The sequence below is a fragment of the Pseudorhodoferax sp. genome (assembly GCF_047601025.1).
Classification (GTDB): Bacteria; Pseudomonadota; Gammaproteobacteria; order Burkholderiales; family Burkholderiaceae_C; genus Pseudorhodoferax.
The window spans coordinates 2,162,925-2,188,833 of record NZ_JASGJZ010000001.1 but is presented as its reverse complement, the minus strand read 5'-3'; the positions used below and the strand labels follow the sequence as shown (position 1 = coordinate 2,188,833).

Below are 25,909 nucleotides of genomic sequence, written 5' to 3'. Positions count from 1 at the left end.
AGTCCGTTGTAGACAACCCTCCCAATATACATTCATCGATGCATGTAAGTAAGCTACACTCCGCGCACGTCGGGGATCGGGAGCCGGCTGCAGCGCTGCCGGTCGGCTCGCCCGATGCGCCGCCACCCCCACCGATTGATGAGACCGCGCCACCGCGACGGCGGTGGTCGCGGCGTTGTGTTGCTGTTCGTGGAAGGAATCGCATGTCCGTCTCGCGTCTTGGTTCCCTGAATGCCGTGGCGGCTCCGCTGCGGCCGGCCGTGCTGGCCACGCTCGTCCTGTTGGCCGCCTGCGGCAAGGGCGACGACAAGGCCACCGGCCATGCCGCGCCGGCCGGCGGCGGCATGCCGCCACCCGAGGTCGGCGTGATCGTGGCCACGCCGGGCGACATCGGCCTCGTGACCGAGCTGCCGGGCCGCCTAGAGGCCTCGCGCGTGGCCGAGGTGCGCGCGCGTGCGGCCGGCATCCTGCAGCGCCGGCTGTTCCGCGAGGGCAGCGACGTGAAGGCCGGCCAGCCGCTGTTCGCGATCGACCCCGCACCCTACCAGGCCAGCTACCAGAGCGCGCAGGCGCAACTGGTGCGCGCGCAGGCCAACCTGACCAAGGCCAGCGAGACGGCCAAGCGCTACGAGCCCTTGGTGGCCGCCAACGCGATCAGCAAGCAGGACTATGCAGACGCCGTGGCCGCGCGCACGCAGGCCGAGGCCGACGTGGGCGTGGCCAGGGCCGCCGTGCAGACCGCGAAGATCAGCCTGGACTACGCGGCCGTCACGGCGCCGATCTCCGGCCGCATCGGCCGCGCGCTGGTGACCGAGGGCGCCCTGGTGGGCCAGGGCGAAGCCACGCCGCTGGCGGTGATCCAGCAGATCAACCCGCTGTACGTGAACTTCACGCAGTCGGCCTCCGACGTACTGCAGCTGCGCCGGGCCATGGAAGCCGGCACGCTCAAGCGCGCCGGTGGCGAGTCCGCCGCGGTGCGCATCCTGCTGGAAGACGGCAGCACCTACGCCGAGAACGGCAAGCTGCTGTTCTCCGACCTGACGGTGGACCAGGCCACCGGCCAGGTCACGCTGCGCGCCGAGGTGCCCAACCCCAAGGGTGACCTGCTGCCCGGCCTGTACGTGCGCGTGCGCATCGAGCAGGCACAGGCCAGCAACGCGATCGCCGTGCCGCAGCAGGCCGTCACGCGCACGGAGACCGGCGACAGGCTGACCGTGGTCGGCGAGGGCGGCAAGCTGGAGCAGCGCCAGGTGAAGGTGACGGCCGGCCAGAACAACCGCTGGATCGTGACCGAAGGCCTGAAGGCCGGCGAGCAGGTCATGGTCGACGGCTTCCAGAAGCTGCAGATGCTGCCGCCCGGCACGCCGGTGAAGGCCGTGCCCTGGCAGGCGCCCGGCGCGCAAGCGGCCGCGCCCGCCGCGCCGGCCTCGGCCCCCAAGCAATAAGGCGGATCCATGGCCAAGTTCTTCATCGAACGCCCCATCTTCGCCTGGGTGATCGCGCTGTTCATCATCGTGATGGGCGCCGTCTCGATCACCCAGCTGCCGATCTCGCAGTACCCGCCGGTCGCACCGCCGGCCATCGTCATCAACGCGTCCTACCCCGGCGCCTCGGCGCAGACGCTGGAAGACAGCGTGCTGTCGGTCATCGAGCGCGAGATGAACGGCTCGCCCGGCCTGATCTACATGGAGTCGGTCGCGCAGGCCGACGGCACCGGCTCGATCACGGTGACCTTCGAGCCCGGCACCAACGCCGACCTGGCGCAGGTGGACGTGCAGAACCGGCTGTCGCGCGCCACGCCGCGGCTGCCGGCGGCGGTGACGCAGCAGGGCGTGCGCGTCGACAAGTCGCGCAACAACTTCCTGCTGTTCACCATGCTGTCCTCGGACAACCCGGACTTCGACACGGTGCAGCTGGGCGACTACGCCGCGCGCAACATCCAGCCGGAGCTGCAGCGCATCAAGGGCATCGGCCAGGTGCAGCTGTTCGGTTCGGAGACCGCGATGCGGATCTGGCTGGACCCGGCCAAGCTGCAGGGCTTCGGCCTGTCGTCGGCCGAGGTGCTGGCGGCGATCCGCGCGCAGAACGCCCAGGTCGCCTCGGGCACGATCGGCGACCTGCCGAACGTGGCCGGCCAGGGCATCTCGGCCACGGTCGTCGTCACGGGCCAGCTGTCCAGCGTCGCGCAGTTCCGCGACATCGCGCTGCGCGCCAACCCCGACGGCTCCACCGTGCGCCTGAAGGATGTGGCGCGCGTGGAACTGGGCGGCCAGAGCTACGCCACCTCGGCGCGCCTGGACGGCGTGCCGGCCGTGGGCATGGGCGTGCAGCTGTCGCCCAGCGGCAACGCGCTGGAGTCGGCGCGGCTGGTGCGCGAGAAGATGGAGGAGCTGTCGGGCTTCTTCCCCAAGGGCGTGAAGTGGAGCATTCCCTACGACAGCTCGCGCTTCGTCAAGATCTCCATCTCCCAGGTCACGGAGACGCTGCTCGAAGCCGTGGCGCTGGTGTTCCTGGTGATGTTCCTGTTCCTGCAGAACTGGCGCTACACGGTGATCCCGACGCTGGTGGTGCCGATCGCGTTGCTCGGCACCTTCGCCACGCTGCTGGCGCTGGGCTTCTCGATCAACGTGCTGACCATGTTCGGCATGGTGCTGGTGATCGGCATCGTGGTGGACGACGCCATCGTGGTGGTGGAGAACGTCGAGCGCATCATGAGCGAGGAAGGCCTGCCGCCGCACGAGGCCACGAAGAAGGCGATGCAGCAGATCTCCGGCGCCATCATCGGCGTCACGGTGGTGCTGATCTCGGTGTTCGTGCCGCTGGCCTTCTTCGCCGGCTCCACGGGCAACATCTACCGCCAGTTCTCGGCGGTGATGGTGGCCTCGATCGCGTTCTCGGCCTTCATGGCGCTGTCGCTGACGCCGGCGCTGTGCGCCACGCTGCTCAAGCCGGTCGAGGCCGGCCACCACCACGAGAAGCGCGGCTTCTTCGGCTGGTTCAACCGCAGCTTCTCGCGCACGGCCAAGGGCTACGAGGGCGTGGTCGCGCGCATCCTCAAGCGCGCGGCGCGCTACCTGATCATCTACGCAGCCATCATCGGCGCCGTGGTGGTGGTGTACCAGCGGCTGCCCACCTCGTTCCTGCCGCAGGAGGACCAGGGCAACATCCTGGTCAACGTGCAGCTGCCGCCCGGCGCCACGCAGGAGCGCATGCTGGAAGTGATGCAGCAGGTCGAGGGCTTCATGCTCAAGCAGCCGGAGGTGCAGAGCATGGTCGGTGTGCTGGGCTTCTCGTTCTCGGGCCAGGGGCAGAACGCCGGCATCGCCTTCGTGACGCTGAAGGACTGGGCCGAGCGGCACGATCCGCAGCACTCGGCCCAGGCGCTGGCCGGCCGTGCGTTCGGCGCGCTGTCGGGCATCCGCGACGCCTTCATCTACCCGTTGTCGCCACCGCCGATCCCGGAACTGGGCGCCGCCAGCGGCTTCTCGTTCCGGCTGCAGGACCGCGCCGGGCAGGGACACCAGGCGCTGGTCAACGCGCGCAACCAGCTGCTGGGCCTGGCGGCGCAGAGCAAGGTGCTGTCGCAGGTGCGCCCGGACGGCCTGGAGGACGCGCCGCAGCTGCAGATCGACATCGACCGCGACAAGGCCCAGGCGCTGGGCGTCGGCTTCGACGCGATCAACAGCACGCTGTCGACCGCGCTGGGGTCCAGCTACGTGAACGACTTCCCGAACCGCGGCCGGCTGCAGCGCGTGATCGTGCAGGCCGACGCGCCGGCGCGCATGCAGCCGGAGGATCTGCTGCGCCTGAACGCGCCCAACGCGCAGGGCCAGCCGGTGCCGCTGTCGGCCTTCGCGACCACGCGCTGGATCACCGGCGCCATGCAGACCGTGCGCTACAACGGCTATCCGTCCATGCGCATCAGCGGCGACGCCGCGCCCGGCCAGAGCACCGGTGCGGCCATGGCCGAGATGGAGCGGCTGGCGGCCCAGTTGCCGGCCGGCTTCGGCTACGAGTGGACCGGCCAGTCGCGCGAGGAAAAGCTCGCCGGCTCGCAGGCCATCATCCTGTACGGCTTCGCGATCCTGGCGGTGTTCCTGTGCCTGGCCGCGCTGTACGAGAGCTGGTCGATCCCGCTGGCCGTGATCCTGGTGGTGCCGCTGGGCGTGATCGGCGTGCTGCTGGCCACGCTGCTGCGCAGCTACGCGAACGACGTGTACTTCCAGGTGGGACTGATCACCATCATCGGCCTGTCGGCGAAGAACGCCATCCTGATCATCGAGTTCGCCAAGGACCTGCAGGCGCAGGGGCGCAGCGCGGTGGAATCGGCGCTGGAGGCCGCGCACCTGCGCTTCCGCCCGATCGTCATGACCTCGCTGGCCTTCGGCCTGGGCGTGGTGCCGCTGTTCATCGCCTCGGGCGCCGGCTCGGCGAGCCAGCGCGCGATCGGCACCGGCGTGCTCGGCGGCATGGTCACCAGCACGCTGCTGGCGGTGTTCTTCGTGCCGGTGTTCTTCGTCGTGGTGCGCAGCGTCTTCAAGGGCAGCAAGCGCCAGCAGGAGATTTATGCCGCCCATGCACGCGAGGCCGGCGTGGGCGAACACAAGGGAGCCGCCCATGAGTAAGAAGCAACTACCCCGTCTCGCGGTACTGGCGGCTGCGGCCTGGCTGGCCGGCTGTTCCTTCATGCCGGCCTACGAGCGGCCCGCCGCGCCGGTGGCCGCCCAGTGGCCGGTTTCCGGCCCGCCCGCCGACACCGCCGCGCAGCCCGTGGCCGACATCCCGTGGCAGCGCTTCGTCAGCGACGCGCGCCTGCGTGCGCTGATCGAGCTGTCGCTGGAGAACAACCGCGACCTGCGCGTGGCCGTGCTGAACATCGACAAGGCCCGCGCGCAGTACCGGATCCAGCGGGCCGATCGCCTGCCGACCATCGGCGTCGGCGCCAGCGGCTCGCGCACGCCGCAGCCGGGCGGCGAGGACGTGACGGTCTACCAGGCCGGCCTGACCCTGTCGTCCTGGGAACTGGACTTCTTCGGCCGCGTCGCCAGCCTGAGCGAAGCCGCCCTGGGCCAATACCTGGCCACCGAGGAGGGCCGCAAGTCCGCGCAGATCAGCCTGGTGTCTTCGGTCGCCAACGCCTACCTGGCGCTGCTGGCCGACGACGAGCTGCTGGCGCTGACGCGCCAGACGCTGGCCACGCGCGAGGACTCGGCCCGGCTGTCCCGGCTGCGCTTCGACAGCGGCGTCGCCTCGGAACTCGACTGGCGCCAGGCGCAATCGCTGCTGGAGGCCGCGCGCGCCACGCTGGCGCAGCTGCAGCGCCAGCGCGCGCAGGACCAGAACCTGCTGACGCTCCTGGTCGGCCAGCCGGACTGGGCCGCCCGCATCGCCGGCGTGCCGGCGGCCGGCAGCCTGGAGTCCACGGTGATGATGGCCGAGCTGCCGGCCGGCCTGCCGTCGGACGTGCTGACGGCGCGGCCCGACATCCGCCAGGCCGAGCAGCTGCTGCGCTCGGCCAATGCCAACATCGGCGCGGCGCGGGCGGCGTTCTTCCCGCGGATCACGCTGACGGCCGGCTTCGGGACGGTCAGCACGCAACTGTCGGGCCTGTTCGAGAGCGGCAGCTGGGGCTGGAGCGTGGCGCCGCAGCTGCTGCTGCCGATCTTCGACGCCGGGCGCAACCAGGCCGGGCTGGACGTCGCCAACGTGAACCGCGACATCGCGCTGGCGCAATACGAGAAGGCGATCCAGACGGCGTTCCGCGAAGTGGCGGACGCGCTGGCCGGCCGCGCGACGCTGGGCGAGGAACTGCGCGCGCAGCAGGCCCAGGCCGAGGCCGAGGCCACGCGCTTCAGGCTCTCGGACCTGCGCTACCGCAACGGCGTGGCCAGCTACCTGGACCTGCTGGACGCCCAGCGCTCGCTGTTCGCGACGCAGCAGGCGGTGGTGCAGACCCGGCTGGCGCAGCTGCAGAACCAGGTCGCGCTGTACCGCACGCTGGGCGGCGGCTGGACGGCCCAGCCCTGAGGGACGGGCGGGCGGCGCCCTTCCGCGCAAGCCCTTCCGCGCAAGCCCGGCCTCGCAAAGGCCGGCCGCTATACTTGCGGGTTCGACGAAAGCCCCCGACGAGACTGAGGACAACATGAGCGATCACGCGTACGAGCATGCGGACGGCGGCGCCCACACGGGCCCGATCAAGACGCCCCAGCAACTGCTGATGGCGACGCTGTTCTCCTTCATCGTGCCGATCTTCGTGATCATCGGCCTGGTCTATTTCGTGGTGTCGGCGGTCAAGCCCTCGGGCAGCACCGATGCCGATGCGCGCACGCTGGGCGGCGTCAGCGAGCAGGCGCTGGCCCAGGGCGTGGCCCTGCGGCTGCAGAAGATCGGCACCGTGGAGATCCGCGATGCGAACCGTCCGCTGGCCAGCGGCGAGGCCGTGTTCAAGGCCCAGTGCGCCGCCTGCCATGCCACCGGCGTGGCCGGTGCCCCCAAGTTCGGCGACGCGGCGGCCTGGGCCGCGCGCATCGCCACCGGCTTCGACGCGCTGGTGCACTCGGCGCTCAAGGGCAAGGGCGCCATGGCGCCGCAGGGCGGCGGCGACTTCTCCGACTTGGAGATCTCCCGCGCCGTGGCCTACATGGCCAACGCCGGCGGCGGCAAGTTCGAGGAGCCGGCAGCCCCGGCGCCTGCCGCCGACGGCGCCGCCGCGCAAGCCCCCGCCGCCCAGTGACCTGAAACGGCTCAGGCCCGCGGCAATTGCTGTGGGCTGAGCACGAAGCCGTGGCGTGCGGGCAGTTCCGCCGCCCGCACCTCGCGCAGCACCCAGCCGGCCTGCTCCACCGCCGTGGCCACGCGGTCCACGTCCAGCGTGTGCACCAGGCCCAGCCCCAGATCCGTCGCCAGGAACACGCGGCCCTGCTCGTCCAGCAGGCACTCGCGCAACGCAGCGCCAACGCCGGTGTGGCTGGTCAGCAGGAAGTCGTCGGCCACGCGCCAGATCCAGGGCGTGACCTCCAGTTCCACGTAGACGCGCTGCGGGCCGTTCTGGAAAAACCAGCAGCCGCGCGCGTCGCACTCGTAGTTGCGGCCGATGAACGCCAGCAGGCCCTCGTGCCGCAGCCGGTCGCCCTTGGCGCCCGGACGGCCGCTGCCGAACGGCCCGGCCGCCTGGGCCTGCGCATCGCGCAGGTACCAGTCGCCGCGCGCATCCAGCCCGAGCCAGCCGTAGCAGTGCGGCACGTTGGGCCATTTCGCGATGGCCTGGTGCACGATGTCGTCCATGGCGCGGATTATCAGCGGCACGCCGCCAGCAGCCAGTTGCCAACGATTTCCGGCATGCCGCGTACGTGGCCGGGCCATTGCCCGAAGGGAAAGCCGACATGCCCGCCCTCCTGCGGTTGCCACAGCGTGACGTGCGGCCCGGCCTGCCCGGGCCCCGGCAGGCTGGCGGCCGGTACGAACGGGTCGTTGCGCGCATTGACCACCAGCGCCGGGATCTGGATGCGGCACAGGTGCGGGCCGGCGGAGGCCCGCGTCCAGTAGTCCTCCACGCCGCGGTAGCCGTGCAGCGGCGCCGTGAACACGTCGTCGAAGCTGTACAGGTCGCGCGCGGCCAGCAGTGCGTCGCGGTCGAACAGCCCCGGATGCTGCGCCAGCTTGCGCAGCGCCTTGGGCTTCATCGAGCGCAGGAACATGCCGGTGTAGACCAGCCGGTTGAAGCCCCGGCCCAACGCCCGGCCGCCGGCCGCCAGGTCCAGCGGTGCGCACACCGAGGCGACGGCCGTGACGCAGCCGGCGGCCGCGGCCCCCATCTCCTGCGCCCAGCGCAGCAGCGCATTGCCGCCGAGCGAGACGCCGACCGCGACGATGGGGCCGTCGTGCCGCGCGCGCATGCGCTGCAGGATCCAGCCGATCTCCTCGAAGTCGCCGGAGTGGTAGGCGCGCGGCGCCAGGTTCAGTTCGCCGCTGCAGCCACGGAAATGCGGCACCGCGTAGACCATGCCGTGCGCGCGCGCGAAGTCGCCGAACGCCTCGGCATAGTGGCTGCGGCTGGAACCCTCCAACCCATGGAACAGCACCATCAGCGTGCGCTGCTCGGGGCTCGCCACCGGGTCCACGGCATCGGCGGCGGCATCGGCGATGTCGACGTCGATGAAGTCCATGTCGGGCGTGATCCAGCGTTCGCGCTTGAACTGCAGGGCCGGCCCGTGGCGGCGCCGCGCATGCAACGCGGCCCAGATGGTTTGCAGGTTGCCGCCGGGCAGCCACCAGGGGGCGCTGTAGTCCATCGTGCGGGTCAATGCAGGGTCGGCGGCCTGCCCGGAACCTCGGGCGCATCGCCGTGGCCGACACGGTCCACGCTGGTGTGGTGGACCACCAGGCGCCAGCCCTGCGCGGTCTTGTGGTAGACGTTGGTGGCGAGTATCCGGGCCGCGCGCGGCCCCTGGTCCGTCAGCACCTCGATGCGCTCGACGACGCCGTGCACGACGCAGGTCAGCGACTCGATCCGGCGCAGGCGGTGCGCCGACACTCGGACCGGTCCGGCGGCGAACAGCGCCTCGTAGGCCGCGCGGATCGCCGGGCCGCCAGCCAGGCGCGGCCCGTCCGGATGGACGCACACGATGTCGTCCTCGTCGGCCCAGCAGGCCATCATGGCTTCCACGTCGCCGTGCTGCATCGCGTCGTAGAACGCGGCCTCGGTGTCGTCGGCGCTGCCGGCGAACGCGGCAGACGGCAGTCGGGCTCTGGTCATGCGTGCGGCCTGCGGATCGTCTAGCCGGGCGATTGTGCAACGAAACGCACACGGCCGGACGCCACGGCGAGCGGCCGCGCAAGCTCCGGTATGCTCGCCACCGACCGGCCGGGTATGCCGGACGCACAGGAGAACGAGGACATGCAACGCTGGCTTTCCATCATCGCGCTGGCGCTGGCCCTGACGGGCTGCGGCTACAACGACTTCCAGCGCCTGGACGAGCAGTCCAAGGCCGCCTGGAGCGAGGTGCTGAACCAGTACCAGCGCCGCGCCGACCTGGTGCCCAACATCGTGGCGACGGTGAAGGGCGAGGCCGCCTTCGAGCAGGACACGCTGACGCGCGTCGTGGAGGCGCGGGCCAAGGCCACCTCGATCCAGGTCACGCCCGAGACGCTGAACGATCCCCAGGCCATGGCGCGCTTCCAGGCCGCGCAGGGCGAACTCGGCAGCGCGCTGTCGCGGCTGATGGTGGTCAGCGAACGCTATCCGGACCTGAAGGCGAACCAGGGCTTCCGCGACCTGCGCGTGCAGCTCGAGGGCACGGAGAACCGGATCACCGTGGCCCGCAACCGCTACATCCAGACCGTGCAGGACTACAACGTGCTGGCCCGCAGCTTCCCGACCAACCTGACGGCCATGGTGTTCGGCTATCAGGCCAAGCCCAGCTTCAGCGTGGCCAACGAAGCGCAGATTTCCGCGCCACCGGTGGTCGACTTCGAGAAGAAGTAAGCCTTGCTGCGCGCCTGGATCGTCCGCTGGGCCTGGCTGGCCGCGCTGCTGCTGGCGGCCGTGGCCGGGCCTGCCCGGGCCCAGCCGCTGCAGCCGGTGCCGGCGCTGACCGCGCACGTGGTCGATACCACCGGCACGCTGGACGCCGCGCAGCGCGCAGCCCTGGAAGAGGCGCTGGCACGCCTGGAGCTCGAGCGAGGCGCACAGGTCGTGGTGCTGCTGGTCGGCACCACGGCGCCCGAGGACATCGCCTCCTACGCCAACCGCGTGGCCAATGCCTGGAAGATCGGCCGGCGCGACATCGGCGACGGCGTGCTGGTGCTGGTCGCCAAGAACGACCGGCAGCTGCGCATCGAAGTGGCCAAGGCGCTCGAAGGCGCGATCCCCGACCTCGCGGCCAAGCGCATCATCGACGAGGCGATCACGCCGCGGCTGCGCCAGAACGACTTCGCGGGCGGCCTGCTGGCCGGCGTGGCCCAGATCGATGCACGCATCCGCGGCGAAAACCTGCCGCTGCCCGGCGCTGGCGGGAACGCTGCGCCGCCCGACACCGGACTGGACACGCTGCCGATCCTGCTGTTCGCGCTGGTCTTCGTAGTGCCGATCGCGGCCGGCGTGCTACGGGCCATGCTGGGCCGTCGCCTGGGTGCGGCAGCCACCGGCCTGGGCATGGGCGCGTTCGCCGGCCTGGTCCTGCAGACCGGCCTGGCGCTGGCCGCGGGCGCAGCGCTGCTGGCCTTCGTGGTGGCGCTGCTGGCCGGCCTGGGCCCGCTGCTGCGGCCCTCATCCTCCGCCCGACGTCCGCGCGACCCCCGCTCCGGTGGCTGGCCGGGTGGCGGCGGTTTCGGCGGGGGCGGGGGCTGGGGCGGTGGTCGCGGTGGCGGTGGCGGCTGGGGTTCCGGCGGCGGTGGCAATTTCGGCGGCGGCGGCGCCTCCGGCGGCTGGTGAGGAACGCCATGCAGATGTGGTCCGGCCTGAAACGCTATGCGAAGCACCGCTGGCACGACGTGCACGACGCCCAGCGCGCGGTCGACGCGGCCATGCAGCAGCGGCTGGAGCAGCGCATCGCCGCCAGCGAACAGCGCCATACCGGCGAGGTGTGCATCTGCGTCGAGGCTGCGCTGCCGCCGAGCTACCTCTGGCGCGGCGCCAGCGCACGCGAGCGCGCGCTGGCGCTGTTCGGCAAGCTGCACGTCTGGGATACGGAGCACAACAACGGCGTGCTGATCTACCTCTTGCTGGCCGAGCACGCGATCGAGCTGGTGGCCGACCGCGGCCTGAACCGGCACGTGGATGCCGCCCGCTGGCAGGCCATGGCGTCGCATCTGAGTGACGCGCTGCGGGCCGGCCGGCTGGAAGACGGACTGACCATGGCGCTGGAGGAAGTCTCGGCGGTGCTGGTCGAATACTTCCCGCTGGCCGCCGGCACGGCCCGGCCGAACGAACTGCCCAACCGCATCGACATCCGCTGAAAAACGAAAGCCGCTGCGACCAGGGCCGCAGCGGCTTTCGGGCCGGACGCCGCACCTGCGTGCGGCCCGGCATCACTTCTTCTGGCGGTACTTGCGCAGGGCTGCGATCTGTGCCGCCATCACGGCCAGTTCGGACTGCGCGCGCGCGATGTCCAGTTCGCCCTTGGCGTTGCGCAGCGCCTCCTCGGCCGCAGCCTTGGCCGCGTTGGCTTTCTCGTCGTCCAGGTCCTTGCCGCGGATCGCGGTGTCGGACAGCACGGTCACCGCGTCAGGCTGCACCTCCAGGATGCCGCCGGCCACGAAGATGAATTCCTCGCTGCCGTCGGGACGCTCGATGCGCACCGAGCCGGGCTTGATGCGCGTGATCAGCGGCGTGTGGCGCGGGTAGATGCCGAGCTCGCCGGCCTCGCCGGGCAGAGCCACGAAACGGGCCTCACCCGAGAAGATGGACTCCTCGGCGCTGACGACGTCGACTTGAATGGTCGTTGCCATGGAATTCCTTCAGCCGCCGGCTCAGGCGATCTTCTTGGCCTTCTCGAAGGCTTCGTCGATCGTGCCGACCATGTAGAACGCCTGCTCGGGCAGGTGGTCGCATTCGCCGGCCACGATCATCTTGAAGCCGCGGATGGTTTCCGACAGCGGCACGTACTTACCGGGCGAACCGGTGAACACCTCGGCCACGTGGAACGGCTGCGACAGGAAGCGCTGGATCTTGCGGGCACGAGCCACGACCAGCTTGTCCTCGGGCGCCAGCTCGTCCATGCCCAGGATCGCGATGATGTCGCGCAGCTCGCGGTAGCGCTGCAGCGTACCCTGCACGGCACGGGCCGTCTCGTAGTGGTCGGCGCCGACCACCAGCGGGTCCAGCTGGCGGCTGGTGGAATCCAGCGGGTCCACGGCGGGGTAGATGCCCAGCGCCGCGATGTCGCGCGACAGCACCACGGTGGAGTCCAGGTGGGCGAAGGTCGTGGCGGGCGAGGGATCGGTCAAGTCATCCGCCGGCACGTAGACGGCCTGGATCGAGGTGATCGAGCCGATCTTGGTCGAGGTGATGCGCTCCTGCAAACGGCCCATTTCCTCGGCCAGCGTCGGCTGGTAGCCCACGGCGGAGGGCATGCGGCCCAGCAGCGCGGACACCTCGGTGCCGGCCAGCGTGTAGCGGTAGATGTTGTCCACGAAGAACAGCACGTCGCGGCCTTCGTCGCGGAACGACTCGGCGATCGTCAGGCCGGTCAGCGCCACGCGCAGGCGGTTGCCGGGCGGCTCGTTCATCTGGCCATAGACCATGGCCACCTTGGATTCGGCCAGGTCGTCCAGCTTCACGACGCCGGACTCGGCCATCTCATGGTAGAAGTCGTTGCCCTCACGGGTACGCTCGCCCACGCCGGCGAACACCGACAGACCCGAGTGGGCCTTGGCGATGTTGTTGATGAGTTCCATCATGTTCACGGTCTTGCCGACGCCGGCGCCACCGAACAGGCCCACCTTGCCGCCCTTGGCGAACGGGCAGACCAGGTCGATCACCTTGATGCCGGTTTCCAGCAGTTCCTGCGAGGGAGACAGCTCGTCGTAGGCAGGAGCCTTGCGGTGGATGGAAGCGGCCAGCGCGTGATCGATCGGGCCGCGCTCGTCGATCGGGTTGCCCAGCACGTCCATGATGCGGCCCAGCGTGGCCTTGCCGACCGGCACCGTGATCGGCGCGCCGGTGTTGAACACCGTCAGGCCGCGGCGCAGGCCGTCGGAAGAGCCCAGCGCAATCGTGCGCACCACGCCGTCGCCCAGCTGCTGCTGCACTTCCAGCGTCAGCGGCGAGCCTTCCATCTTCAACGCGTCGTAGACCTTGGGCATCTCGTCGCGCGGGAACTCGACGTCCACCACGGCGCCGATACATTGAACAATCTTGCCTTGTGCTTGGGCCATGTTGTGCTCCAAAAATTTCGATTCCGGGTCGGCGTCAGACCGCCGCGGCGCCGGCGACGATCTCGGACAGTTCCTTGGTGATCGCCGCCTGGCGCGACTTGTTGTAGACCAGCTTGAGTTCGGCGATCACGTTGCCGGCGTTGTCGGTGGCGGCCTTCATGGCCACCATGCGCGCGGACTGCTCCGAGGCCATGTTCTCGGCCACGGCCTGGTAGACCAGCGCCTCGACGTAGCGCACCAGCAACTCGTCGATGACCGACTGCGCATCGGGCTCGTAGATGTAGTCCCAGCTCATGGCCTTGCCCTTGGCCGCGGCATCGGCCTTGGACTCGCTCTGGATCTTGGCGGCCGACAGCGGCAGCAGCGGCTCGACCACGGCCTCCTGCTTCATCGTGTTGATGAAGCGCGTGTAGCACAGGTAGACCGCACCGAGCTTGCCTTCGGCGTACGCGTCCAGCAGCACCTTGACGGGGCCGATCAGCTTGTCCAGATGCGGCGTGTCGCCGAGTTGCGTGACATGCGAGACCACGCGCGCGTTCACGCGGTTCAGGAAGCCCAGGCCCTTGTTGCCGATCGCCACCGTGTGGGCGATACCGCCGGCCGCCTGCACCTCGCGCAGCTTGGTCGTGACCATGCGCAGCACGTTGGTGTTCAAACCGCCGCACAAGCCCTTGTCGGTGGTCACCACGATCAGGCCCACGTCCTTGGCGTCGTTGGCCTTCATGAAGGCGTGCACGTACTCGGGGTTGGCCTCGCCCAGATGGGCGGCGATGTCGCGCACCTTGGTCGCATAGGGGCGCGCGGCCCGCATGCGGTCCTGCGCCTTGCGCATCTTGGACACCGAGACCATTTCCATGGCCTTGGTGATCTTCTTGGTGTTCTCGACCGACTTGATCTTGCCCCGAATCTCTTTACCGGCAGCCATGCAGGACTCCTTCGGTCAGTGCTTCAGGCAAAGGACTTCTTGAACGCGGCGATGGCGTTGTTCAACTCGGCTTCGGCATCCTTGTCCATGGCCTTGTCGGCTTCCAGCTTGGCCAGCAGCGCAGCGTGCTTGTCCTTCAGGTAGCCGTGCAGGCCGTGCTCGAACGGCAGCACCTTCTTGACGTCGATGTCGTCCATGAAACCCTTGTTCACGGCGAACAGCGTGGCGCCCATCAGGCTGATCGGCAGCGGCGCGTACTGGGCCTGCTTCAGCAGTTCGGTCACGCGGGCGCCGCGGTCCAGCTGCTTGCGGGTGGCCTCGTCCAGGTCCGAGGCGAACTGCGCGAACGCGGCCAGCTCGCGGTACTGCGCGAGGTCGGTACGGATGCCGCCGGACAGGTTCTTGATCAGCTTGGTCTGGGCTGCACCACCGACGCGCGACACCGAGATACCGGCGTTGATGGCGGGGCGGATGCCGGCGTTGAACAGGCTGGTCTCCAGGAAGATCTGGCCGTCGGTGATGGAGATCACGTTGGTCGGAACGAAGGCGGACACGTCGCCGGCCTGCGTCTCGATCACGGGCAGCGCGGTCAGCGAACCGGTCTGGCCCTTGACCTCGCCCTTGGTGAACGCCTCGACATAGTCGGCGTTCACACGCGCGGCACGTTCCAGCAGACGGCTGTGGAGATAGAACACGTCGCCCGGGAAGGCCTCGCGGCCCGGCGGGCGGCGCAGCAGCAGCGACACCTGGCGGTAGGCCACGGCCTGCTTGGACAGATCGTCGTAGACGATCAGCGCGTCCTGGCCGCGGTCGCGGAAGTACTCGCCCATGGTGCAGCCCGAGTAGGCCGACACATACTGCATGGCCGCGGATTCGGAGGCCGAGGCAGCCACGACGATGGTGTACTCCATCGCGCCGGCCTGCTCCAGCGCGCGCACCACGTTCTTGATCGACGACGCTTTCTGGCCGATGGCGACGTAGATGCAGGTCATGTTCTGACCCTTCTGGTTGATGATCGCGTCGATCGCCACGGCCGTCTTGCCGGTCTGGCGGTCGCCGATGATCAGTTCGCGCTGGCCGCGGCCGATCGGCACCATGGAGTCGATGGACTTCAGGCCGGTCTGCATCGGCTGGCTGACCGACTGGCGTGCGATCACGCCCGGAGCGACCTTCTCGATCACGTCCGTCATCTTGGCGTTGATCGGGCCCTTGCCGTCGATCGGCTGGCCCAGGGCGTTGACCACGCGGCCGATCAGCTCAGGGCCGACCGGCACTTCCAGGATGCGGCCGGTGCACTTGACGGTGTCACCCTCGGAAATGTGCTCGTACTCGCCCAGAATCACCGCGCCGACGGAGTCGCGCTCCAGGTTCAGCGCCAGGCCGAAGGTCTGCGCGCCACCGGGAGCAGGCGGGAACTCCAGCATTTCGCCCTGCATCACGTCGGACAGGCCGTGCACGCGCACGATGCCGTCGGTCACCGACACCACGGTGCCCTGGTTGCGGATGTCGGCGCTGACACCCAGGCCTTCGATGCGGCTCTTGATCAGTTCGGAAATCTCTGCGGGATTGAGCTGCATGACTCTTTCCTTCTTTCAATATTGGGAGACGCCGTCGCCGCCGCCTAGGCGGTGAGCGCAGCTTTCATCTGTTCCAGGCGGGCCTTCACCGAGGTATCCAGCACTTCGTCGCCGACCACGGCGCGGATGCCGCCGATCAGCGAGGGATCGACCTCGACCCGCGTCGTCAGCCGGCGGCCGAAGCGCTGCTCCAGCATGGACGTGACGTCCTGCAGCGTGGCGCCGTCGATCGGGAATGCGCTGTAGACCACGGCGTCCGCCGCGCCGCTGACGGCGTTCTTCAGCAGCCGGAACTGCGCAGCGGCTTCCGGCAAGGCCTGCAGGCGGCCGTTGTCGATCAGCACGCGCAGGAAGTTCTTGCCCATCTCGGGCAGGACAGTGGGCGTGGCACCGGCGATCAGATCGAACACCTGACCAGGCGTGACCTTGGGATTGGCCGCCAGGTCGATCACCTGGGGATCGGCCACCACCGCGGTCAGCTGGTCCAGCCAGTTCTGCGTGCCTTCCAGGTCGGATGCACCCGCCTTGAACAAGGCCTCCGCATAGGGGCGTGCAATGGTCGCGAGTTCTGCCATGGCGCGCTCAGAGCTCCGTCTTCAGGCGCTGCAGCAGATCCGCATGGACGCCGGCATCGACTTCCTTGCGCAGGATCTGTTCCGCACCCTTGACGGCCAGCACGGCGACCTGCTCGCGCAGCGCCTCGCGGGCACGCACGGCCTGCTGCTCGGCCTCGTCGCGCGCGTTGGCGACGATCTTCGCAGCCTCCTCGTTCGCACGGGCCTTGGCCTCTTCGATGATCTGCTGGGCGCGGCGCTCGGCATCGGCCAGGCGGCTGGCGGTCTCGTTGCGCGACGCCGCCAGTTCCTGCTCGACGCGCTGGTTGGCGGCGTTGAGATCGGCCTTGGCCTTCTCGGCGGCCGCCAGGCCCGCGGCGACTTTCTGTGCCCGTTCATCCAACGCCTTCGCGATGGGCGGCCACACGAACTTCATCGTGAACCACACCAGCAACAGGAAGACGACGGCCTGAACGAACAGGGTAGCGTTGATGCTCACGTCAACACCTCTCTACTCGTTGGGACGTCTACCGCCGATCAGGCTGCCGGCAGGGCGGCGATGAAGGGGTTGGCGAAGGCGAACAGCAGCGCAATGGCCACGCCGATCAGGAAGGCCGCGTCGATCAGACCGGCCAAGATGAACATCTTGGTCTGCAGATCGTTCATGAGTTCAGGCTGGCGCGCCGAGGACTCGAGGAACTTGCCGCCCATCAGGGCAATACCGATGGAAGCACCGATCGCGCCGAGACCGACGATCAAACCACAAGCCAGAGCGACGAGACCGAGAACGTTTGCCATGATGACTCCTTAAATCAATGAAAAGGCAAGAGAAAGCGAAAACGAGAGAGAGGTGCCGCGGGATTCAGTGCGCGTCATGCGCCTGGCCCAGATAAATGAGCGTCAGCATCATGAAGATGAATGCCTGCAGCGTGATCACGAGGATGTGGAACACCGCCCAGATGAAGCCAGCGACCAGGTGACCCACCGTGAGCGCCATGCCGGAGAAGCTGAAGGCCATGGCGCCGCCCATGAGGGCGATCAACATGAACACCAGTTCGCCTGCATACATGTTGCCGAACAACCGCATCCCATGCGAGACGGTCTTGGCAAGGTATTCGATGGCCTGCATCAGCAGGTTGATGGGCCACAGCAGCGGGTGGGCGCCGAAGGGCGCGGTGATGAGCTCGTGGCCCCAGCCCCCCAGGCCCTTGATCTTGATGCTGTAGAGGAAACACAGCAGCAGCACGGAGGTGGACAGGCCCAGCGTGGTCGACAGGTCGGCCGTCGGCACCACGCGCATGTAGGCATGGTGCGGATCGTGGCCCATGGCCCCATTCAGGTGCGTCCACGCCGCCGGCAGCAGATCGACGGGCAGCAGGTCCATCGCGTTCATCAGGAAGATCCAGACGAACACGGTCAGCGCGAGCGGCGCGATGAACTTGCGGCTGTTGGCATTGTGGATGTTCGCCTTGGCCTGGTTGTCGACCATTTCGACCAGGATCTCCACGGCCGCCTGGAAGCGCCCCGGCACGCCGGAGGTGATCTTGCGCGCGGCCAGCCACATGACCAGGCAGCCCAGCACGCCCAGGATCACCGAATACAGCACGGAATCCAGGTTGATGACGTTGAAATCGACGATGGAGGTCTGCTTGACGGGGTTGAGCCCCCAGTCCACCTGCCAGTGCTGCAAGTGGTGCACGATGTACTCACTTGCGGTCGGTCCATGTCCTTCAGCGGCCATCTTGTAGGTCTCTTCAGTTCCGTTTCAACAACTTCGGCCGCACCACCAGGGGCAGCCAGTACATCTTCAGCGCAGCCACCACCCCGCACAGCAGGGCCAGCCAGTGCAGGCCGTCGACCAGCCAGGCCGCGCCGGCGAGCATCAACACGCTCAGCGCCAGCTTGACCAGCTCCCACACCGCAAACCTCAGCATCACCGCGGAATGCGGACCCGCCGCCACGCGATGCGTCGCCCGCACGAACAGGGCCGCGGGCAGCGCCACCGCCAGCGCACCGTACAGCGCCGACCAGGCAGCGGACCACTCCCGCACCCACGCCAGCGCAAGCACGGCCACGAGCACGCCCGCACCCACCTGGGCCGCGATCACCCACAAGGGTGACAGCGCGGGATTCGCGTCGCGCAGCCGCTGCGCTTCTTCGGCCGTCAAGGGCTTGAAATCTGCGACTTCAGCATCCATCTCGGACACAGGAGCATGGGTTGTCATTCGTTGTCGCTCCTGATGCGCAGCCATCGCCGGAACCGCCCAACCGGGGCGTGGCATCGACCACGAACCCTGTTGCTGCGTGCCCCTCGAAGCCTCCCCCGAGAATTTCACAAAGCCTCTTATTATACGTAGAAGCTCGTGGCGCTCGACTTCTCCACGATAGCGCGCTCTGCCAAGGACGATCCGATGACCGCACCGACCCCGCCCCGCGACACGCGGGACTCGCTGATCGAGTACCCCTCACTCTTCCCCATCAAGGTCATGGGCGCCAAGGTGGACGGCTTCGTGCATGCAGTGACCCACATCGCGCGCCAGTTCGATCCCGCGTTCGACGCCAGCCGCGTGGAGCTGCGCGAGAGTAAGGGCGGCAACTACCTGGGCGTCACCATCACGGTGACGGCGACTTCCCGCGAGCAGCTCGACGAGCTCTACCGGACGCTGACCACGCATCCGATGGTCAAGGTCGTGCTGTAGCCCGCGCCGCATGGCATCGATCCGTGTCGTCACGCGTGGCCTGTTGGACTGCGCAACAGCATGCGCCGAGATGCAAGCCTTCACCCAGGCACGCACCGCGCAGACATCCGACGAACTGTGGCTCTGCGAGCATCCGCCGGTGTTCACGCAGGGCCTGGCCGGCAAGCCCGAGCACATCCTGCTGCCAGGCGACATCCCGGTGCTGGCCACGAATCGCGGCGGCCAGGCCACCTACCACGGCCCCGGCCAGGTGGTGGCCTACCCGCTGATCGACCTGCAGCGCGCCGGCTACTACGTCAAGGAATACGTGTACCGCATCGAGGAGGCGGTACTGCGCACGCTGGCGCATTTCGGCATCACCGGCCACCGCGTGCGCGGGGCGCCCGGGATCTACGTGCGGCTGGACGACCCGTCCGGCCACGCGCGCCTCGCAGCCACGCCGGCCGACGCGCCGCTGGACTTCGCCGGCCTGGGCAAGGTCGCCGCGCTGGGCATCAAGGTCAGCCGCCACTGCACCTACCACGGCGTGGCGCTGAACGTCGCCATGGATCTCGAACCCTTCCGGCGCATCAACCCCTGCGGCTATCCTGGCCTGCAGACGGTCGACCTTTCTACAATCGGCGCCCCCATCACCTGGAGCCAAGCGGCGTCCGTGCTGAGCGACAAGCTCGTCGCGCACCTCGCGCCCTGACCGAACATGAGCAGCACCGAAGTCGTCCGCGAAGCCCAAGACGCCGCCTCCTACAACGCGCTGGCCAAACAGAAGGCCGCAGCCAAGCTGTCGCGCATCCCGGTCAAGGTGGAGCAGGCCGAAGTCCTGAAGAAACCCGAGTGGATCCGCGTCAAGGCCGGCTCGCCGACCACGCGCTTCTACGAGATCAAGCAGATCCTGCGCGAGAGCAACCTGCACACGGTCTGCGAGGAAGCCTCCTGCCCCAACATCGGCGAATGCTTCGGCAAGGGCACGGCGACCTTCATGATCATGGGCGACAAGTGCACGCGGCGCTGCCCGTTCTGCGACGTGGGCCACGGCCGCCCCGATCCGCTGGACCCCGAAGAGCCCCTGAACCTGGCCCGCACCATCGCCAAGCTCAAGCTCAAGTACGTGGTCATCACCAGCGTGGACCGCGACGACCTGCGCGACGGCGGCAGCGGCCATTTCGTCGAGTGCATCCGCCAGACGCGCGCGCTGTCGCCGCAGACGCAGATCGAGATCCTGGTGCCGGACTTCCGCGGCCGCGACGACCGGGCACTGGAGATCCTGAAGGCCGCGCCGCCGGACGTGATGAACCACAACCTGGAAACGGTGCCGCGGCTGTACAAGCAGGCCCGGCCCGGCAGCGACTACCAGTTCAGCCTGAACCTGCTGAAGAAGTTCAAGGCGCTGCATCCGAACGTGCCGACCAAGAGCGGCCTGATGGTGGGCCTGGGCGAGACCGACGAGGAAATCCTGGACGTCATGCGCGACATGCGCGCGCACGACATCGACATGCTGACCATCGGCCAGTACCTGTCGCCCAGCAACAGCCACCTGCCGGTGCGCCGCTACGTGCACCCGGACACCTTCAAGATGTTCGAGACCGAGGCCTATGCGATGGGCTTCAGCCACGCGGCCGTCGGCGCGATGGTGCGCTCGAGCTACCACGCCGACCAGCAGGCCGGCCACGTGCTGGCCGGCCACTGACACCGGGCCGACGCCGGCAGCTCAGGCCTTCTGGGGCTGGGCCAGCAACGGGGCCGGATCGTCGGCCTGCAGCACCTGCTGCGCCCAACCGACCAGCTTGCCGGAGTCCGCGCGCAGGATCTCCTGCTTGACGGCCAGGATCTGCGCCGGATGCATCGAGAAGCTGCGCAGGCCGAGGCCCAGCAGCAGCCGCGTGCACTGCACGTCGCCGGCCATCTCGCCGCAGACGCTGACGCCCTTGCCCTGTGCCCGGCACTCGGCGATCGTGTCGGCGAGCAGGCGCAGCACGGCCGGATGCAGCGGGTCGTACAGATGGGCCACGGATTCATCGGCGCGGTCGATCGCCAGCGTGTACTGGATCAGGTCGTTCGTGCCGATCGACAGGAAGTCGAAGTACTTCAGGAACAGCTTGACCGTCAACGCCGCGGCCGGCACCTCGATCATGGCGCCGAGCTGCACGGGGCCATGGGCCACGCCGCGGTTGTCCAGTTCGGCACGCGCGAAATCGATCAGCGACAGCGTCTGCCGGATCTCGCTGCCATGCGCCAGCATCGGGATCAGTAGATGCACCGGCCCGTGCACGGCCGCGCGCAGGATGGCGCGCAGCTGGGTGCGGAACATCGACGGATCGGCCAGGCTCCAGCGGATCGCGCGCAGGCCCAGCGCCGGGTTCAGGTGCGCCTCGTCCTTCACCGCCCGGTCCAGCGGCTTGTCGGCCCCCACGTCCACGGTGCGGATCGTGACCGGCAGGCCTTCCATGCCGAACACGGCGCGCCGGTAGGCCTGGTACTGCTCTTCCTCGTCCGGCAGCTGGCCCTGGCGGCCCATGAACAGGAACTCGCTGCGGAACAGGCCGACGCCGGCCGCACCGGCCTTGAGCGCCCCCGGCGCGTCGTCGGGCATCTCGATGTTGGCCAGCAGCTCGATGCGTTCGCCGTCCAGCGTCACGGCCGGCGTGTGCCGCAGCCGCGCCAGGCGTTCGCGCTCCAGTTCGCCCTGGCGCTGCTTGAAGCCGTACTCGGCCAGGATGATCGGCGAAGGATCGACGATGACCACGCCGGCATCGCCGTCGATGATGACCCAGTCGTCCTGGCGCACCAGCTGGCTGGCGCTGCGCGCGCCGACCACGGCAGGAATGTCCATGCTGCGCGCCACGATGGCCGTGTGCGAGGTCTTGCCGCCCACGTCGGTCACGAAGCCGGCGAACACGCTCTGCTTGAACTGCAGCATGTCGGCCGGCGACAGGTCGTGCGCGACCAGCACCAGCGGCACGTCCACCGTGTCGTCGAGCAGCAGGTCCTGCTGCGTCTTGCGCCGCGGCGTGGCCGGCGGCGCCACCGGCGACGCCACGCCCTTCATGTAGCGCAGGATGCGCTCGACCACCTGCTCGAGGTCGGCCTTGCGTTCGCGCAGGTACTCGTCCTCCATCTCGTCGAACTGGCGCGCGATGATCTCCAGCTGGGTCGTCAGCGCCCATTCGGCGTTGTAGAGGCGCTCCGTGATCCAGTGCTTGACACCGCTGGTCAGCGCTTCGTCCTGCAGCAGCATCAGGTGCACGTCCAGCATGGCCGACAGTTCGTGCGGCGCATCGTTCGGCCCCATCTGGGCCACGCTGAGCTGCAGGCGGTGCAGTTCGTCGACCACGGCGTTGCGGCCCGCGCGCAGGCGGTCGATCTCGCCCTCGATGCGCTCGGGCTCGATGAAGTAGTGGGCGACGTCGACCCGGCTCGACGCCATCAGCACGGCGCGACCGATCGCCACGCCGCGCGCGACTGGCAGTCCGTGCAGCGAGAACGTCAACGCCGGCCCCGCATCGCGGTCACTCCGCCTCGCCGAACTTGTCGGCGATCAGCGCCAGGATCGCATCCATGGCTTCCTGCTCGTGCTGCCCCTCGGTATCGATCACCACGGTGCTGCCGACGCCGGCAGCCAGCATCATGACGCCCATGATGCTCTTGGCATTGACCCGGCGCTCGCCCTTGGCGATCCAGACCTCGCAGGGAAAGCTGCCGGCCAGCTTGGTCAGCTTGGCGGAGGCGCGCGCGTGCAGGCCCAGCTTATTGTTGATGCTCGTGGTGGCTTTGATCATTCCTCTTCCTCGCCTGGTTCTGGGGTGCCGTGATCGCCACCTGCATGACCCCCTGGGTGCCGCCCGCCAGCGCCCGCGCGACCAGCCCCTCCAGCGGCTCGTGCCGGTAGCTCACCGTGCGGAGCAGCATCGGCAGATTGACACCGGCCACGAGCTTGGAGCGCACGCCGTCCACCAGCCGCTGGGCCACGTTGCAGGGCGTGGCGCCGAATACGTCGGTCAGCACCAGGACCGGCCCCGCGCCCATCTGCGCCATCGCGATCCGGGCACTGGCGAAGGTCTCGTCCGGCGACACGTTCGGCTGGACATCCACCGCATGGACGCCGTCCCCGCAGTCGGGGAACACGTGCAGCGCACACTGCCGCAGGGCATGCGCCAGCGGCGCGTGGGCAACGATCAGGATGCTGGTCATCGGACGGGATTATGGTGCGGCGGCCATGCCGGCGAAAAAGGTTTCGGCCAGCTCGGGCCGTGCCTGCGGCGCCAGCACGACGGCGTGGTAGAGATGGACGCCCGCGCCGTCCCGGGCGGCCAGCCATGCCGCGTGCACGGCCAGCGGTGTTCCGCCGCCGCGCCGGCCCCGGGCCTGCAGCTGCAGCGCCGGCGGCACCGCCATGGCGCCGGCAGGCGCCCAGGCCCGTTCCTGCACATCCTGCGCCTGCAGGTGCGCCAGCACCGCCGCCTTCCAGCCGGCCAGCAGCGCCTCGGGGGCCGGTGCCAGCACGTGCGAGACGGCGAATGTCGCGCCATCCGCCTCGCAGCCGAGCATCTGCAGCGTCAGGTCCTGCCCGCCCATCGGCACGGTGCGCTCGGCCCGGTCCGGCTTGCACGGCAATGTCAACCGCAGGGGACCGGCCGGTACGGCGCCCTGGGGAAACATCGCGTCCAGCCGCAACGCGCGCCAGTTCAGGGCCGGACTGCAGCCGAGCAATGCCAGCACCAGCAGACAGCGAAGCCCAAGGCCAAGTCCACGCATCGCCGGATTATCGGTGGCCGCTGCGCATGCCCCGCCGCCCCGGCGGACGCGCGGGATGCAGGCGGAAGGTGCACAATCGGCGCAGCCGACGGCTGTCAGCCTGCCCCTGCACCGCGCCGTGCAACGGCCGGACCGGCAGAACTTCCGCCCCGGCTGCGAGTCCTGCAGTTGGCGCCTTGCGTACACCCGATGAAGAAACTCACCACCCTTGCCATCGCCGCCGTCGTGCTGACGGCCGGTGCGCTGGGCTATCACGTGATGGCCCGTCCCACGCCGGCCCCGGACGCGCAATACGTGCTGCTGGACGGCAGCAGGATCAGCACCCAGGAGTTCAAGGGCCGCGTCACGCTCGTGAACTTCTGGGCGACGAGTTGCACGACCTGCGTGGCGGAGATGCCGCGCATCATCGACACCCACGCCAAGTACCAGGCGCGCGGCTACGACACCGTCGCGGTGGCCATGCAGTACGACCCGCCCAGCTATGTCGTGAACTTCGCCGAGACGCGCAAGCTGCCGTTCCGCGTCGCCATCGACAACACCGGTGCCGTGGCCAAGGCCTGGGGCGACATCCAGCTGACGCCGACGACCTTCGTCGTCAACAAGCGCGGCGAGATCGTCAAGCGCTATGTGGGCGAGCCCGATTTCGCCGAGCTGCATCAATTGATCGAGCGCCTGCTGGCGGAGGCCTGAACGCAGGCCGCGCCAGCGGCGCAGACGGCAACCGCTATTTGCGGAAGTTGTCGTGGCAGGCCTTGCAGCTCGCCGCCGTCGGGCCAAAAGCGGCCTTGAGGTTGTCCAGGCTACCGGTCTTGGCGGCCGCGGCCAGCTTGACGGCCTCGCCCTGGAACTTCTCGGCCGCAGCCTTGAATTTGTCGTTCTCGGTCCAGACCGCCGGCTCGGCCCGGGTGGAAGCCCCCTTGTCGGAACCAGGAACGAAACCGGCCCACGGCAGATGCGACAGCGTCAGCACGAGGTCGGCGTTCTCGGCCGCGGCCTTGGCATCGAAGGGCGCGCGCCCGTTGGCCATGGCACCCAGGCGGCTGAAGTGCTGCCCCATCACGAACAGGGCGCCTTGGCGGTATTTGATCGCGTCTTCCGACTTGGCGAACTGGGCGGCCGCCGGAAAAGCCGTTGCGAGCAAGGCGCTGGCCAATGCGAACACGGGAACTGCTTTCATCATGGTGCGGTCTGCTTTCTACGAGTGGGAAAAGGGCACCGCCGGGGTATCCAGCGGTGCAGACTACAGTGTCCGCTGAAAAGCTTCGCGTCGGTACCATGCCCCCCAAGGGTTGTCCGGTAGCGTTGCGCCAGCACTTCGCCGCCAGGAGCTGCCATGAATCATCGCGTCCGCGTCTGGGATCTGCCCACGCGCCTGTTCCATTGGATCCTGTTCGGCTGCGTCGTCGCGCTCGTCGCGACCGCCAAGGCCGGCGCGATGCAGTGGCACTTCCGGCTCGGCTATGCCGTGCTGGCCTTGCTGGTGTTCCGCTTCGCCTGGGGGCTGTTCGGCGGACGCTGGTCGCGCTTCGGCAGTTTCCTGTACGGTCCGAGCAGGCTGCTGGCCTACCTGCAGGGGCGCGGCCACCCGGAATGGTCGGTCGGCCATTCGCCGCTGGGCGCGCTGTCGGTCTTCGCGCTGCTCGGCGCACTGGCCTTGCAGGTGGCCAGCGGCCTGCTCAGCGACGACGAAATCGCCTTCGCCGGACCGCTCGCGCACCTGGTCTCCAGCGACTGGGTGAGCCTGGCGACCTGGTACCACAAGGACATCGGCCAATGGCTGGTGATCAGCCTGGCCGGCCTGCATGTCGCCGCCGCCCTGTTCTACCTGTGGGGCCGTGGACAGAACCTGATCGGCCCCATGGTCGGCGGCGACAAGCATCTCGACCGCGCCGTGCCTCCGTCGCGCGATGACGCCGGCACGCGGCTGCTGGCGCTGGTGCTGGCGGGGGCCAGCGCTGCGCTGGCCTGGTGGGTTTCCGGGTTGAGCGCCTGAACGAACTGGCTACACTGGAACGCGTGCCTTCATCCACCCTCCTGTTGAAGCCGCAGGTCAGCATCCTCCAGCCTGCCACGCCCGACTTGCTGGATGCGACGCGCGACATCTTCGTCGAGTACGGCGCCAGCCTCGAAATCGACCTCGGGTTCCAGCAGTTCGACGACGAACTGGCCGGCCTGCCCGGAGACTACGCCGCGCCGCGTGGCGCCCTGTTGCTCGCCCTGGTGGACGATGCCGTGGCCGGCTGCTGCGCCCTGCGCCCGCTGGAAGACGTCGACTACCCGAACGCCTGCGAAATGAAGCGCCTGTACGTCCGCAAGGCCTTCCGCGGCTTCGGCCTCGGCCGCATGCTCGCCGAAAGCGCCATGGATGCGGCCCGCCGCGCCGGCTACGGCTGCGTGCTGCTCGACACGCTGGACGAAATGGAAACGGCCCGGGCCCTGTACGAAGACCTGGGCTTCGAGGAAGTGCCGCCCTACTACCACAACCCGATCGCGGGCGCGCACTACCTCAAGGCGGAACTCTGACGCAGG

The 25,909-nt window shown here is 68.9% G+C and carries 30 protein-coding genes; 13 read left to right on the top strand and 17 right to left on the bottom strand.

Annotated features, from left to right (window positions below; translation table 11 throughout):
- Positions 1 to 203: 203 nt before the first annotated feature.
- The 4 genes from QM782_RS10345 (at position 204) to QM782_RS10330 (ending at position 6,733) form a co-directional block, all read left to right on the top strand.
- A complete protein-coding gene (locus tag QM782_RS10345; protein ID WP_415202832.1) occupies positions 204 to 1,445 on the top strand; it encodes an efflux RND transporter periplasmic adaptor subunit in 1,242 nt (413 codons plus the stop codon).
- Between the two features lie 9 nt (positions 1,446 to 1,454).
- On the top strand, positions 1,455 to 4,625 hold the full coding sequence (locus QM782_RS10340; RefSeq protein WP_415202831.1) for an efflux RND transporter permease subunit: 3,171 nt from the start codon (positions 1,455 to 1,457) through the stop codon (positions 4,623 to 4,625).
- A complete protein-coding gene (locus QM782_RS10335; RefSeq protein WP_415202830.1) occupies positions 4,618 to 6,027 on the top strand; it encodes an efflux transporter outer membrane subunit in 1,410 nt (469 codons plus the stop codon). Before QM782_RS10340 ends, QM782_RS10335 begins: the two co-directional genes overlap by 8 nt.
- Before the next feature lie 115 nt (positions 6,028 to 6,142).
- Positions 6,143 to 6,733: a c-type cytochrome gene (locus QM782_RS10330; RefSeq protein WP_415202829.1), complete on the top strand. Its 591-nt coding sequence runs from the start codon at positions 6,143 to 6,145 to the stop codon at positions 6,731 to 6,733.
- A gap of 11 nt (positions 6,734 to 6,744) precedes the next feature.
- Here QM782_RS10330 and QM782_RS10325 read toward each other — a convergent pair whose 3' ends face one another.
- From QM782_RS10325 to QM782_RS10315, 3 genes are read right to left on the bottom strand one after another with little or no spacing between them, the layout of a single operon-like run.
- Positions 6,745 to 7,284, bottom strand: coding sequence for a DUF2946 family protein (locus QM782_RS10325; protein ID WP_415202828.1), 540 nt, complete (start codon positions 7,282 to 7,284; stop codon positions 6,745 to 6,747).
- Between the two features lie 11 nt (positions 7,285 to 7,295).
- Entirely contained in the window at positions 7,296 to 8,291 is a 996-nt protein-coding gene (locus QM782_RS10320) for a YheT family hydrolase (protein WP_415202827.1), read from the bottom strand.
- A gap of 8 nt (positions 8,292 to 8,299) precedes the next feature.
- Positions 8,300 to 8,755 carry a YybH family protein gene (locus tag QM782_RS10315; protein WP_415202826.1) on the bottom strand — a complete coding sequence of 152 codons (456 nt, stop codon included), beginning with the start codon at positions 8,753 to 8,755 and terminating at the stop codon, positions 8,300 to 8,302.
- 141 nt (positions 8,756 to 8,896) lie between these two features.
- On the opposite strand from QM782_RS10315, the gene QM782_RS10310 reads away from it, so the two are divergent.
- From QM782_RS10310 to QM782_RS10300, 3 genes are read left to right on the top strand one after another with little or no spacing between them, the layout of a single operon-like run.
- Positions 8,897 to 9,484, top strand: a complete 588-nt coding sequence (locus QM782_RS10310) for a LemA family protein (RefSeq protein ID WP_415202825.1) — start codon at positions 8,897 to 8,899, stop codon at positions 9,482 to 9,484.
- Positions 9,485 to 9,490: 6 nt separating this feature from the next.
- Entirely contained in the window at positions 9,491 to 10,432 is a 942-nt protein-coding gene (locus QM782_RS10305) for a TPM domain-containing protein (RefSeq protein ID WP_415205623.1), read from the top strand.
- 8 nt (positions 10,433 to 10,440) lie between these two features.
- Positions 10,441 to 10,956, top strand: a complete 516-nt coding sequence (locus QM782_RS10300) for a TPM domain-containing protein (protein WP_415202824.1) — start codon at positions 10,441 to 10,443, stop codon at positions 10,954 to 10,956.
- A 72-nt stretch (positions 10,957 to 11,028) separates the two neighbouring features.
- Here QM782_RS10300 and QM782_RS10295 read toward each other — a convergent pair whose 3' ends face one another.
- The 9 genes from QM782_RS10295 to QM782_RS10255 all read right to left on the bottom strand — a co-directional run bounded on the left by QM782_RS10295 (position 11,029) and on the right by QM782_RS10255 (position 18,130).
- The gene (locus QM782_RS10295; RefSeq protein ID WP_415202823.1) at positions 11,029 to 11,448 is read right to left on the bottom strand and encodes a F0F1 ATP synthase subunit epsilon; all 420 of its coding nucleotides are present in this window, start codon (positions 11,446 to 11,448) and stop codon (positions 11,029 to 11,031) included.
- A gap of 21 nt (positions 11,449 to 11,469) precedes the next feature.
- Positions 11,470 to 12,876 carry a F0F1 ATP synthase subunit beta gene (gene atpD, locus QM782_RS10290; RefSeq protein WP_415202822.1) on the bottom strand — a complete coding sequence of 469 codons (1,407 nt, stop codon included), beginning with the start codon at positions 12,874 to 12,876 and terminating at the stop codon, positions 11,470 to 11,472.
- Positions 12,877 to 12,910: 34 nt separating this feature from the next.
- Positions 12,911 to 13,801, bottom strand: a complete 891-nt coding sequence (gene atpG / locus QM782_RS10285; RefSeq protein ID WP_415202821.1) for a F0F1 ATP synthase subunit gamma — start codon at positions 13,799 to 13,801, stop codon at positions 12,911 to 12,913.
- A gap of 23 nt (positions 13,802 to 13,824) precedes the next feature.
- A complete protein-coding gene (atpA, locus tag QM782_RS10280) occupies positions 13,825 to 15,378 on the bottom strand; it encodes a F0F1 ATP synthase subunit alpha (RefSeq protein ID WP_415202820.1) in 1,554 nt (517 codons plus the stop codon).
- A 44-nt stretch (positions 15,379 to 15,422) separates the two neighbouring features.
- Positions 15,423 to 15,953, bottom strand: coding sequence for a F0F1 ATP synthase subunit delta (locus tag QM782_RS10275; protein ID WP_415202819.1), 531 nt, complete (start codon positions 15,951 to 15,953; stop codon positions 15,423 to 15,425).
- Positions 15,954 to 15,960: 7 nt separating this feature from the next.
- Positions 15,961 to 16,431: a F0F1 ATP synthase subunit B gene (locus tag QM782_RS10270; protein WP_415202818.1), complete on the bottom strand. Its 471-nt coding sequence runs from the start codon at positions 16,429 to 16,431 to the stop codon at positions 15,961 to 15,963.
- Between the two features lie 38 nt (positions 16,432 to 16,469).
- Positions 16,470 to 16,730, bottom strand: coding sequence for a F0F1 ATP synthase subunit C (gene atpE / locus QM782_RS10265; protein ID WP_056667590.1), 261 nt, complete (start codon positions 16,728 to 16,730; stop codon positions 16,470 to 16,472).
- Positions 16,731 to 16,794: 64 nt separating this feature from the next.
- A complete protein-coding gene (gene atpB, locus QM782_RS10260) occupies positions 16,795 to 17,673 on the bottom strand; it encodes a F0F1 ATP synthase subunit A (RefSeq protein ID WP_415202817.1) in 879 nt (292 codons plus the stop codon).
- Between the two features lie 13 nt (positions 17,674 to 17,686).
- Positions 17,687 to 18,130 carry an ATP synthase subunit I gene (locus QM782_RS10255; protein ID WP_415202816.1) on the bottom strand — a complete coding sequence of 148 codons (444 nt, stop codon included), beginning with the start codon at positions 18,128 to 18,130 and terminating at the stop codon, positions 17,687 to 17,689.
- A 213-nt stretch (positions 18,131 to 18,343) separates the two neighbouring features.
- On the opposite strand from QM782_RS10255, the gene QM782_RS10250 reads away from it, so the two are divergent.
- Genes QM782_RS10250 through lipA form a run of 3 tightly spaced genes read left to right on the top strand, consistent with a single transcriptional unit; the run spans position 18,344 to position 20,315 of the window.
- Positions 18,344 to 18,631 (top strand): YbeD family protein, encoded by a 288-nt coding sequence (locus QM782_RS10250; RefSeq protein WP_415202815.1) that lies wholly within the window; start codon positions 18,344 to 18,346, stop codon positions 18,629 to 18,631.
- A 10-nt stretch (positions 18,632 to 18,641) separates the two neighbouring features.
- The gene (gene lipB / locus QM782_RS10245) at positions 18,642 to 19,322 is read left to right on the top strand and encodes a lipoyl(octanoyl) transferase LipB (protein ID WP_415202814.1); all 681 of its coding nucleotides are present in this window, start codon (positions 18,642 to 18,644) and stop codon (positions 19,320 to 19,322) included.
- Between the two features lie 6 nt (positions 19,323 to 19,328).
- Positions 19,329 to 20,315 carry a lipoyl synthase gene (lipA, locus tag QM782_RS10240; protein ID WP_415202813.1) on the top strand — a complete coding sequence of 329 codons (987 nt, stop codon included), beginning with the start codon at positions 19,329 to 19,331 and terminating at the stop codon, positions 20,313 to 20,315.
- 21 nt (positions 20,316 to 20,336) lie between these two features.
- Here the strand turns inward: lipA and ptsP are convergent, their stop codons facing one another.
- Genes ptsP through QM782_RS10220 form a run of 4 tightly spaced genes read right to left on the bottom strand, consistent with a single transcriptional unit; the run spans position 20,337 to position 23,344 of the window.
- A complete protein-coding gene (ptsP, locus tag QM782_RS10235; RefSeq protein ID WP_415202812.1) occupies positions 20,337 to 22,115 on the bottom strand; it encodes a phosphoenolpyruvate--protein phosphotransferase in 1,779 nt (592 codons plus the stop codon).
- Positions 22,116 to 22,134: 19 nt separating this feature from the next.
- Positions 22,135 to 22,404 (bottom strand): HPr family phosphocarrier protein, encoded by a 270-nt coding sequence (locus tag QM782_RS10230; RefSeq protein WP_415202811.1) that lies wholly within the window; start codon positions 22,402 to 22,404, stop codon positions 22,135 to 22,137.
- Positions 22,373 to 22,816, bottom strand: coding sequence for a PTS sugar transporter subunit IIA (locus QM782_RS10225; protein WP_415202810.1), 444 nt, complete (start codon positions 22,814 to 22,816; stop codon positions 22,373 to 22,375). The genes QM782_RS10230 and QM782_RS10225 overlap by 32 nt, the downstream gene beginning before the upstream one ends.
- A gap of 9 nt (positions 22,817 to 22,825) precedes the next feature.
- Entirely contained in the window at positions 22,826 to 23,344 is a 519-nt protein-coding gene (locus QM782_RS10220) for a hypothetical protein (protein WP_415202809.1), read from the bottom strand.
- 225 nt (positions 23,345 to 23,569) lie between these two features.
- Between QM782_RS10220 and QM782_RS10215 the strand changes: the two genes are divergently transcribed.
- Positions 23,570 to 24,070, top strand: coding sequence for a TlpA family protein disulfide reductase (locus QM782_RS10215; RefSeq protein ID WP_415202808.1), 501 nt, complete (start codon positions 23,570 to 23,572; stop codon positions 24,068 to 24,070).
- Between the two features lie 34 nt (positions 24,071 to 24,104).
- On the opposite strand, the gene QM782_RS10210 is transcribed toward QM782_RS10215, so the two are convergent.
- Positions 24,105 to 24,557, bottom strand: a complete 453-nt coding sequence (locus QM782_RS10210; protein ID WP_415205622.1) for a c-type cytochrome — start codon at positions 24,555 to 24,557, stop codon at positions 24,105 to 24,107.
- Between the two features lie 156 nt (positions 24,558 to 24,713).
- Here QM782_RS10210 and QM782_RS10205 point away from each other — a divergent pair, with 156 nt between their 5' ends.
- Together QM782_RS10205 and QM782_RS10200 are read left to right on the top strand one after the other, a co-directional pair.
- Positions 24,714 to 25,373 (top strand): cytochrome b/b6 domain-containing protein, encoded by a 660-nt coding sequence (locus tag QM782_RS10205; RefSeq protein ID WP_415202807.1) that lies wholly within the window; start codon positions 24,714 to 24,716, stop codon positions 25,371 to 25,373.
- A gap of 41 nt (positions 25,374 to 25,414) precedes the next feature.
- Positions 25,415 to 25,903, top strand: a complete 489-nt coding sequence (locus tag QM782_RS10200; RefSeq protein WP_415205621.1) for a GNAT family N-acetyltransferase — start codon at positions 25,415 to 25,417, stop codon at positions 25,901 to 25,903.
- Positions 25,904 to 25,909 lie beyond the last annotated feature (6 nt).

What these genes read in the sequence shown, in the direction of transcription:
- QM782_RS10345 (WP_415202832.1), top strand. Translation starts at nt 204, where the DNA reads ATGTCCGTCTCGCGTCTTGGTTCCCTGAATGCCGTGGCGGCTCCGCTG.
- QM782_RS10340 (WP_415202831.1), top strand. Translation starts at nt 1,455, where the DNA reads ATGGCCAAGTTCTTCATCGAACGCCCCATCTTCGCCTGGGTGATCGCG.
- QM782_RS10335 (WP_415202830.1), top strand. Translation starts at nt 4,618, where the DNA reads ATGAGTAAGAAGCAACTACCCCGTCTCGCGGTACTGGCGGCTGCGGCC.
- QM782_RS10330 (WP_415202829.1), top strand. Translation starts at nt 6,143, where the DNA reads ATGAGCGATCACGCGTACGAGCATGCGGACGGCGGCGCCCACACGGGC.
- QM782_RS10325 (WP_415202828.1), bottom strand. Translation starts at nt 7,284, where the DNA reads ATGGACGACATCGTGCACCAGGCCATCGCGAAATGGCCCAACGTGCCG.
- QM782_RS10320 (WP_415202827.1), bottom strand. Translation starts at nt 8,291, where the DNA reads ATGGACTACAGCGCCCCCTGGTGGCTGCCCGGCGGCAACCTGCAAACC.
- QM782_RS10315 (WP_415202826.1), bottom strand. Translation starts at nt 8,755, where the DNA reads ATGACCAGAGCCCGACTGCCGTCTGCCGCGTTCGCCGGCAGCGCCGAC.
- QM782_RS10310 (WP_415202825.1), top strand. Translation starts at nt 8,897, where the DNA reads ATGCAACGCTGGCTTTCCATCATCGCGCTGGCGCTGGCCCTGACGGGC.
- QM782_RS10300 (WP_415202824.1), top strand. Translation starts at nt 10,441, where the DNA reads ATGCAGATGTGGTCCGGCCTGAAACGCTATGCGAAGCACCGCTGGCAC.
- QM782_RS10295 (WP_415202823.1), bottom strand. Translation starts at nt 11,448, where the DNA reads ATGGCAACGACCATTCAAGTCGACGTCGTCAGCGCCGAGGAGTCCATC.
- atpD (WP_415202822.1), bottom strand. Translation starts at nt 12,876, where the DNA reads ATGGCCCAAGCACAAGGCAAGATTGTTCAATGTATCGGCGCCGTGGTG.
- atpG (WP_415202821.1), bottom strand. Translation starts at nt 13,801, where the DNA reads ATGGCTGCCGGTAAAGAGATTCGGGGCAAGATCAAGTCGGTCGAGAAC.
- atpA (WP_415202820.1), bottom strand. Translation starts at nt 15,378, where the DNA reads ATGCAGCTCAATCCCGCAGAGATTTCCGAACTGATCAAGAGCCGCATC.
- QM782_RS10275 (WP_415202819.1), bottom strand. Translation starts at nt 15,953, where the DNA reads ATGGCAGAACTCGCGACCATTGCACGCCCCTATGCGGAGGCCTTGTTC.
- atpE (WP_056667590.1), bottom strand. Translation starts at nt 16,730, where the DNA reads ATGGCAAACGTTCTCGGTCTCGTCGCTCTGGCTTGTGGTTTGATCGTC.
- atpB (WP_415202817.1), bottom strand. Translation starts at nt 17,673, where the DNA reads ATGGCCGCTGAAGGACATGGACCGACCGCAAGTGAGTACATCGTGCAC.
- QM782_RS10255 (WP_415202816.1), bottom strand. Translation starts at nt 18,130, where the DNA reads ATGGATGCTGAAGTCGCAGATTTCAAGCCCTTGACGGCCGAAGAAGCG.
- QM782_RS10250 (WP_415202815.1), top strand. Translation starts at nt 18,344, where the DNA reads ATGACCGCACCGACCCCGCCCCGCGACACGCGGGACTCGCTGATCGAG.
- lipB (WP_415202814.1), top strand. Translation starts at nt 18,642, where the DNA reads ATGGCATCGATCCGTGTCGTCACGCGTGGCCTGTTGGACTGCGCAACA.
- lipA (WP_415202813.1), top strand. Translation starts at nt 19,329, where the DNA reads ATGAGCAGCACCGAAGTCGTCCGCGAAGCCCAAGACGCCGCCTCCTAC.
- QM782_RS10230 (WP_415202811.1), bottom strand. Translation starts at nt 22,404, where the DNA reads ATGATCAAAGCCACCACGAGCATCAACAATAAGCTGGGCCTGCACGCG.
- QM782_RS10225 (WP_415202810.1), bottom strand. Translation starts at nt 22,816, where the DNA reads ATGACCAGCATCCTGATCGTTGCCCACGCGCCGCTGGCGCATGCCCTG.
- QM782_RS10215 (WP_415202808.1), top strand. Translation starts at nt 23,570, where the DNA reads ATGAAGAAACTCACCACCCTTGCCATCGCCGCCGTCGTGCTGACGGCC.
- QM782_RS10210 (WP_415205622.1), bottom strand. Translation starts at nt 24,557, where the DNA reads ATGAAAGCAGTTCCCGTGTTCGCATTGGCCAGCGCCTTGCTCGCAACG.
- QM782_RS10205 (WP_415202807.1), top strand. Translation starts at nt 24,714, where the DNA reads ATGAATCATCGCGTCCGCGTCTGGGATCTGCCCACGCGCCTGTTCCAT.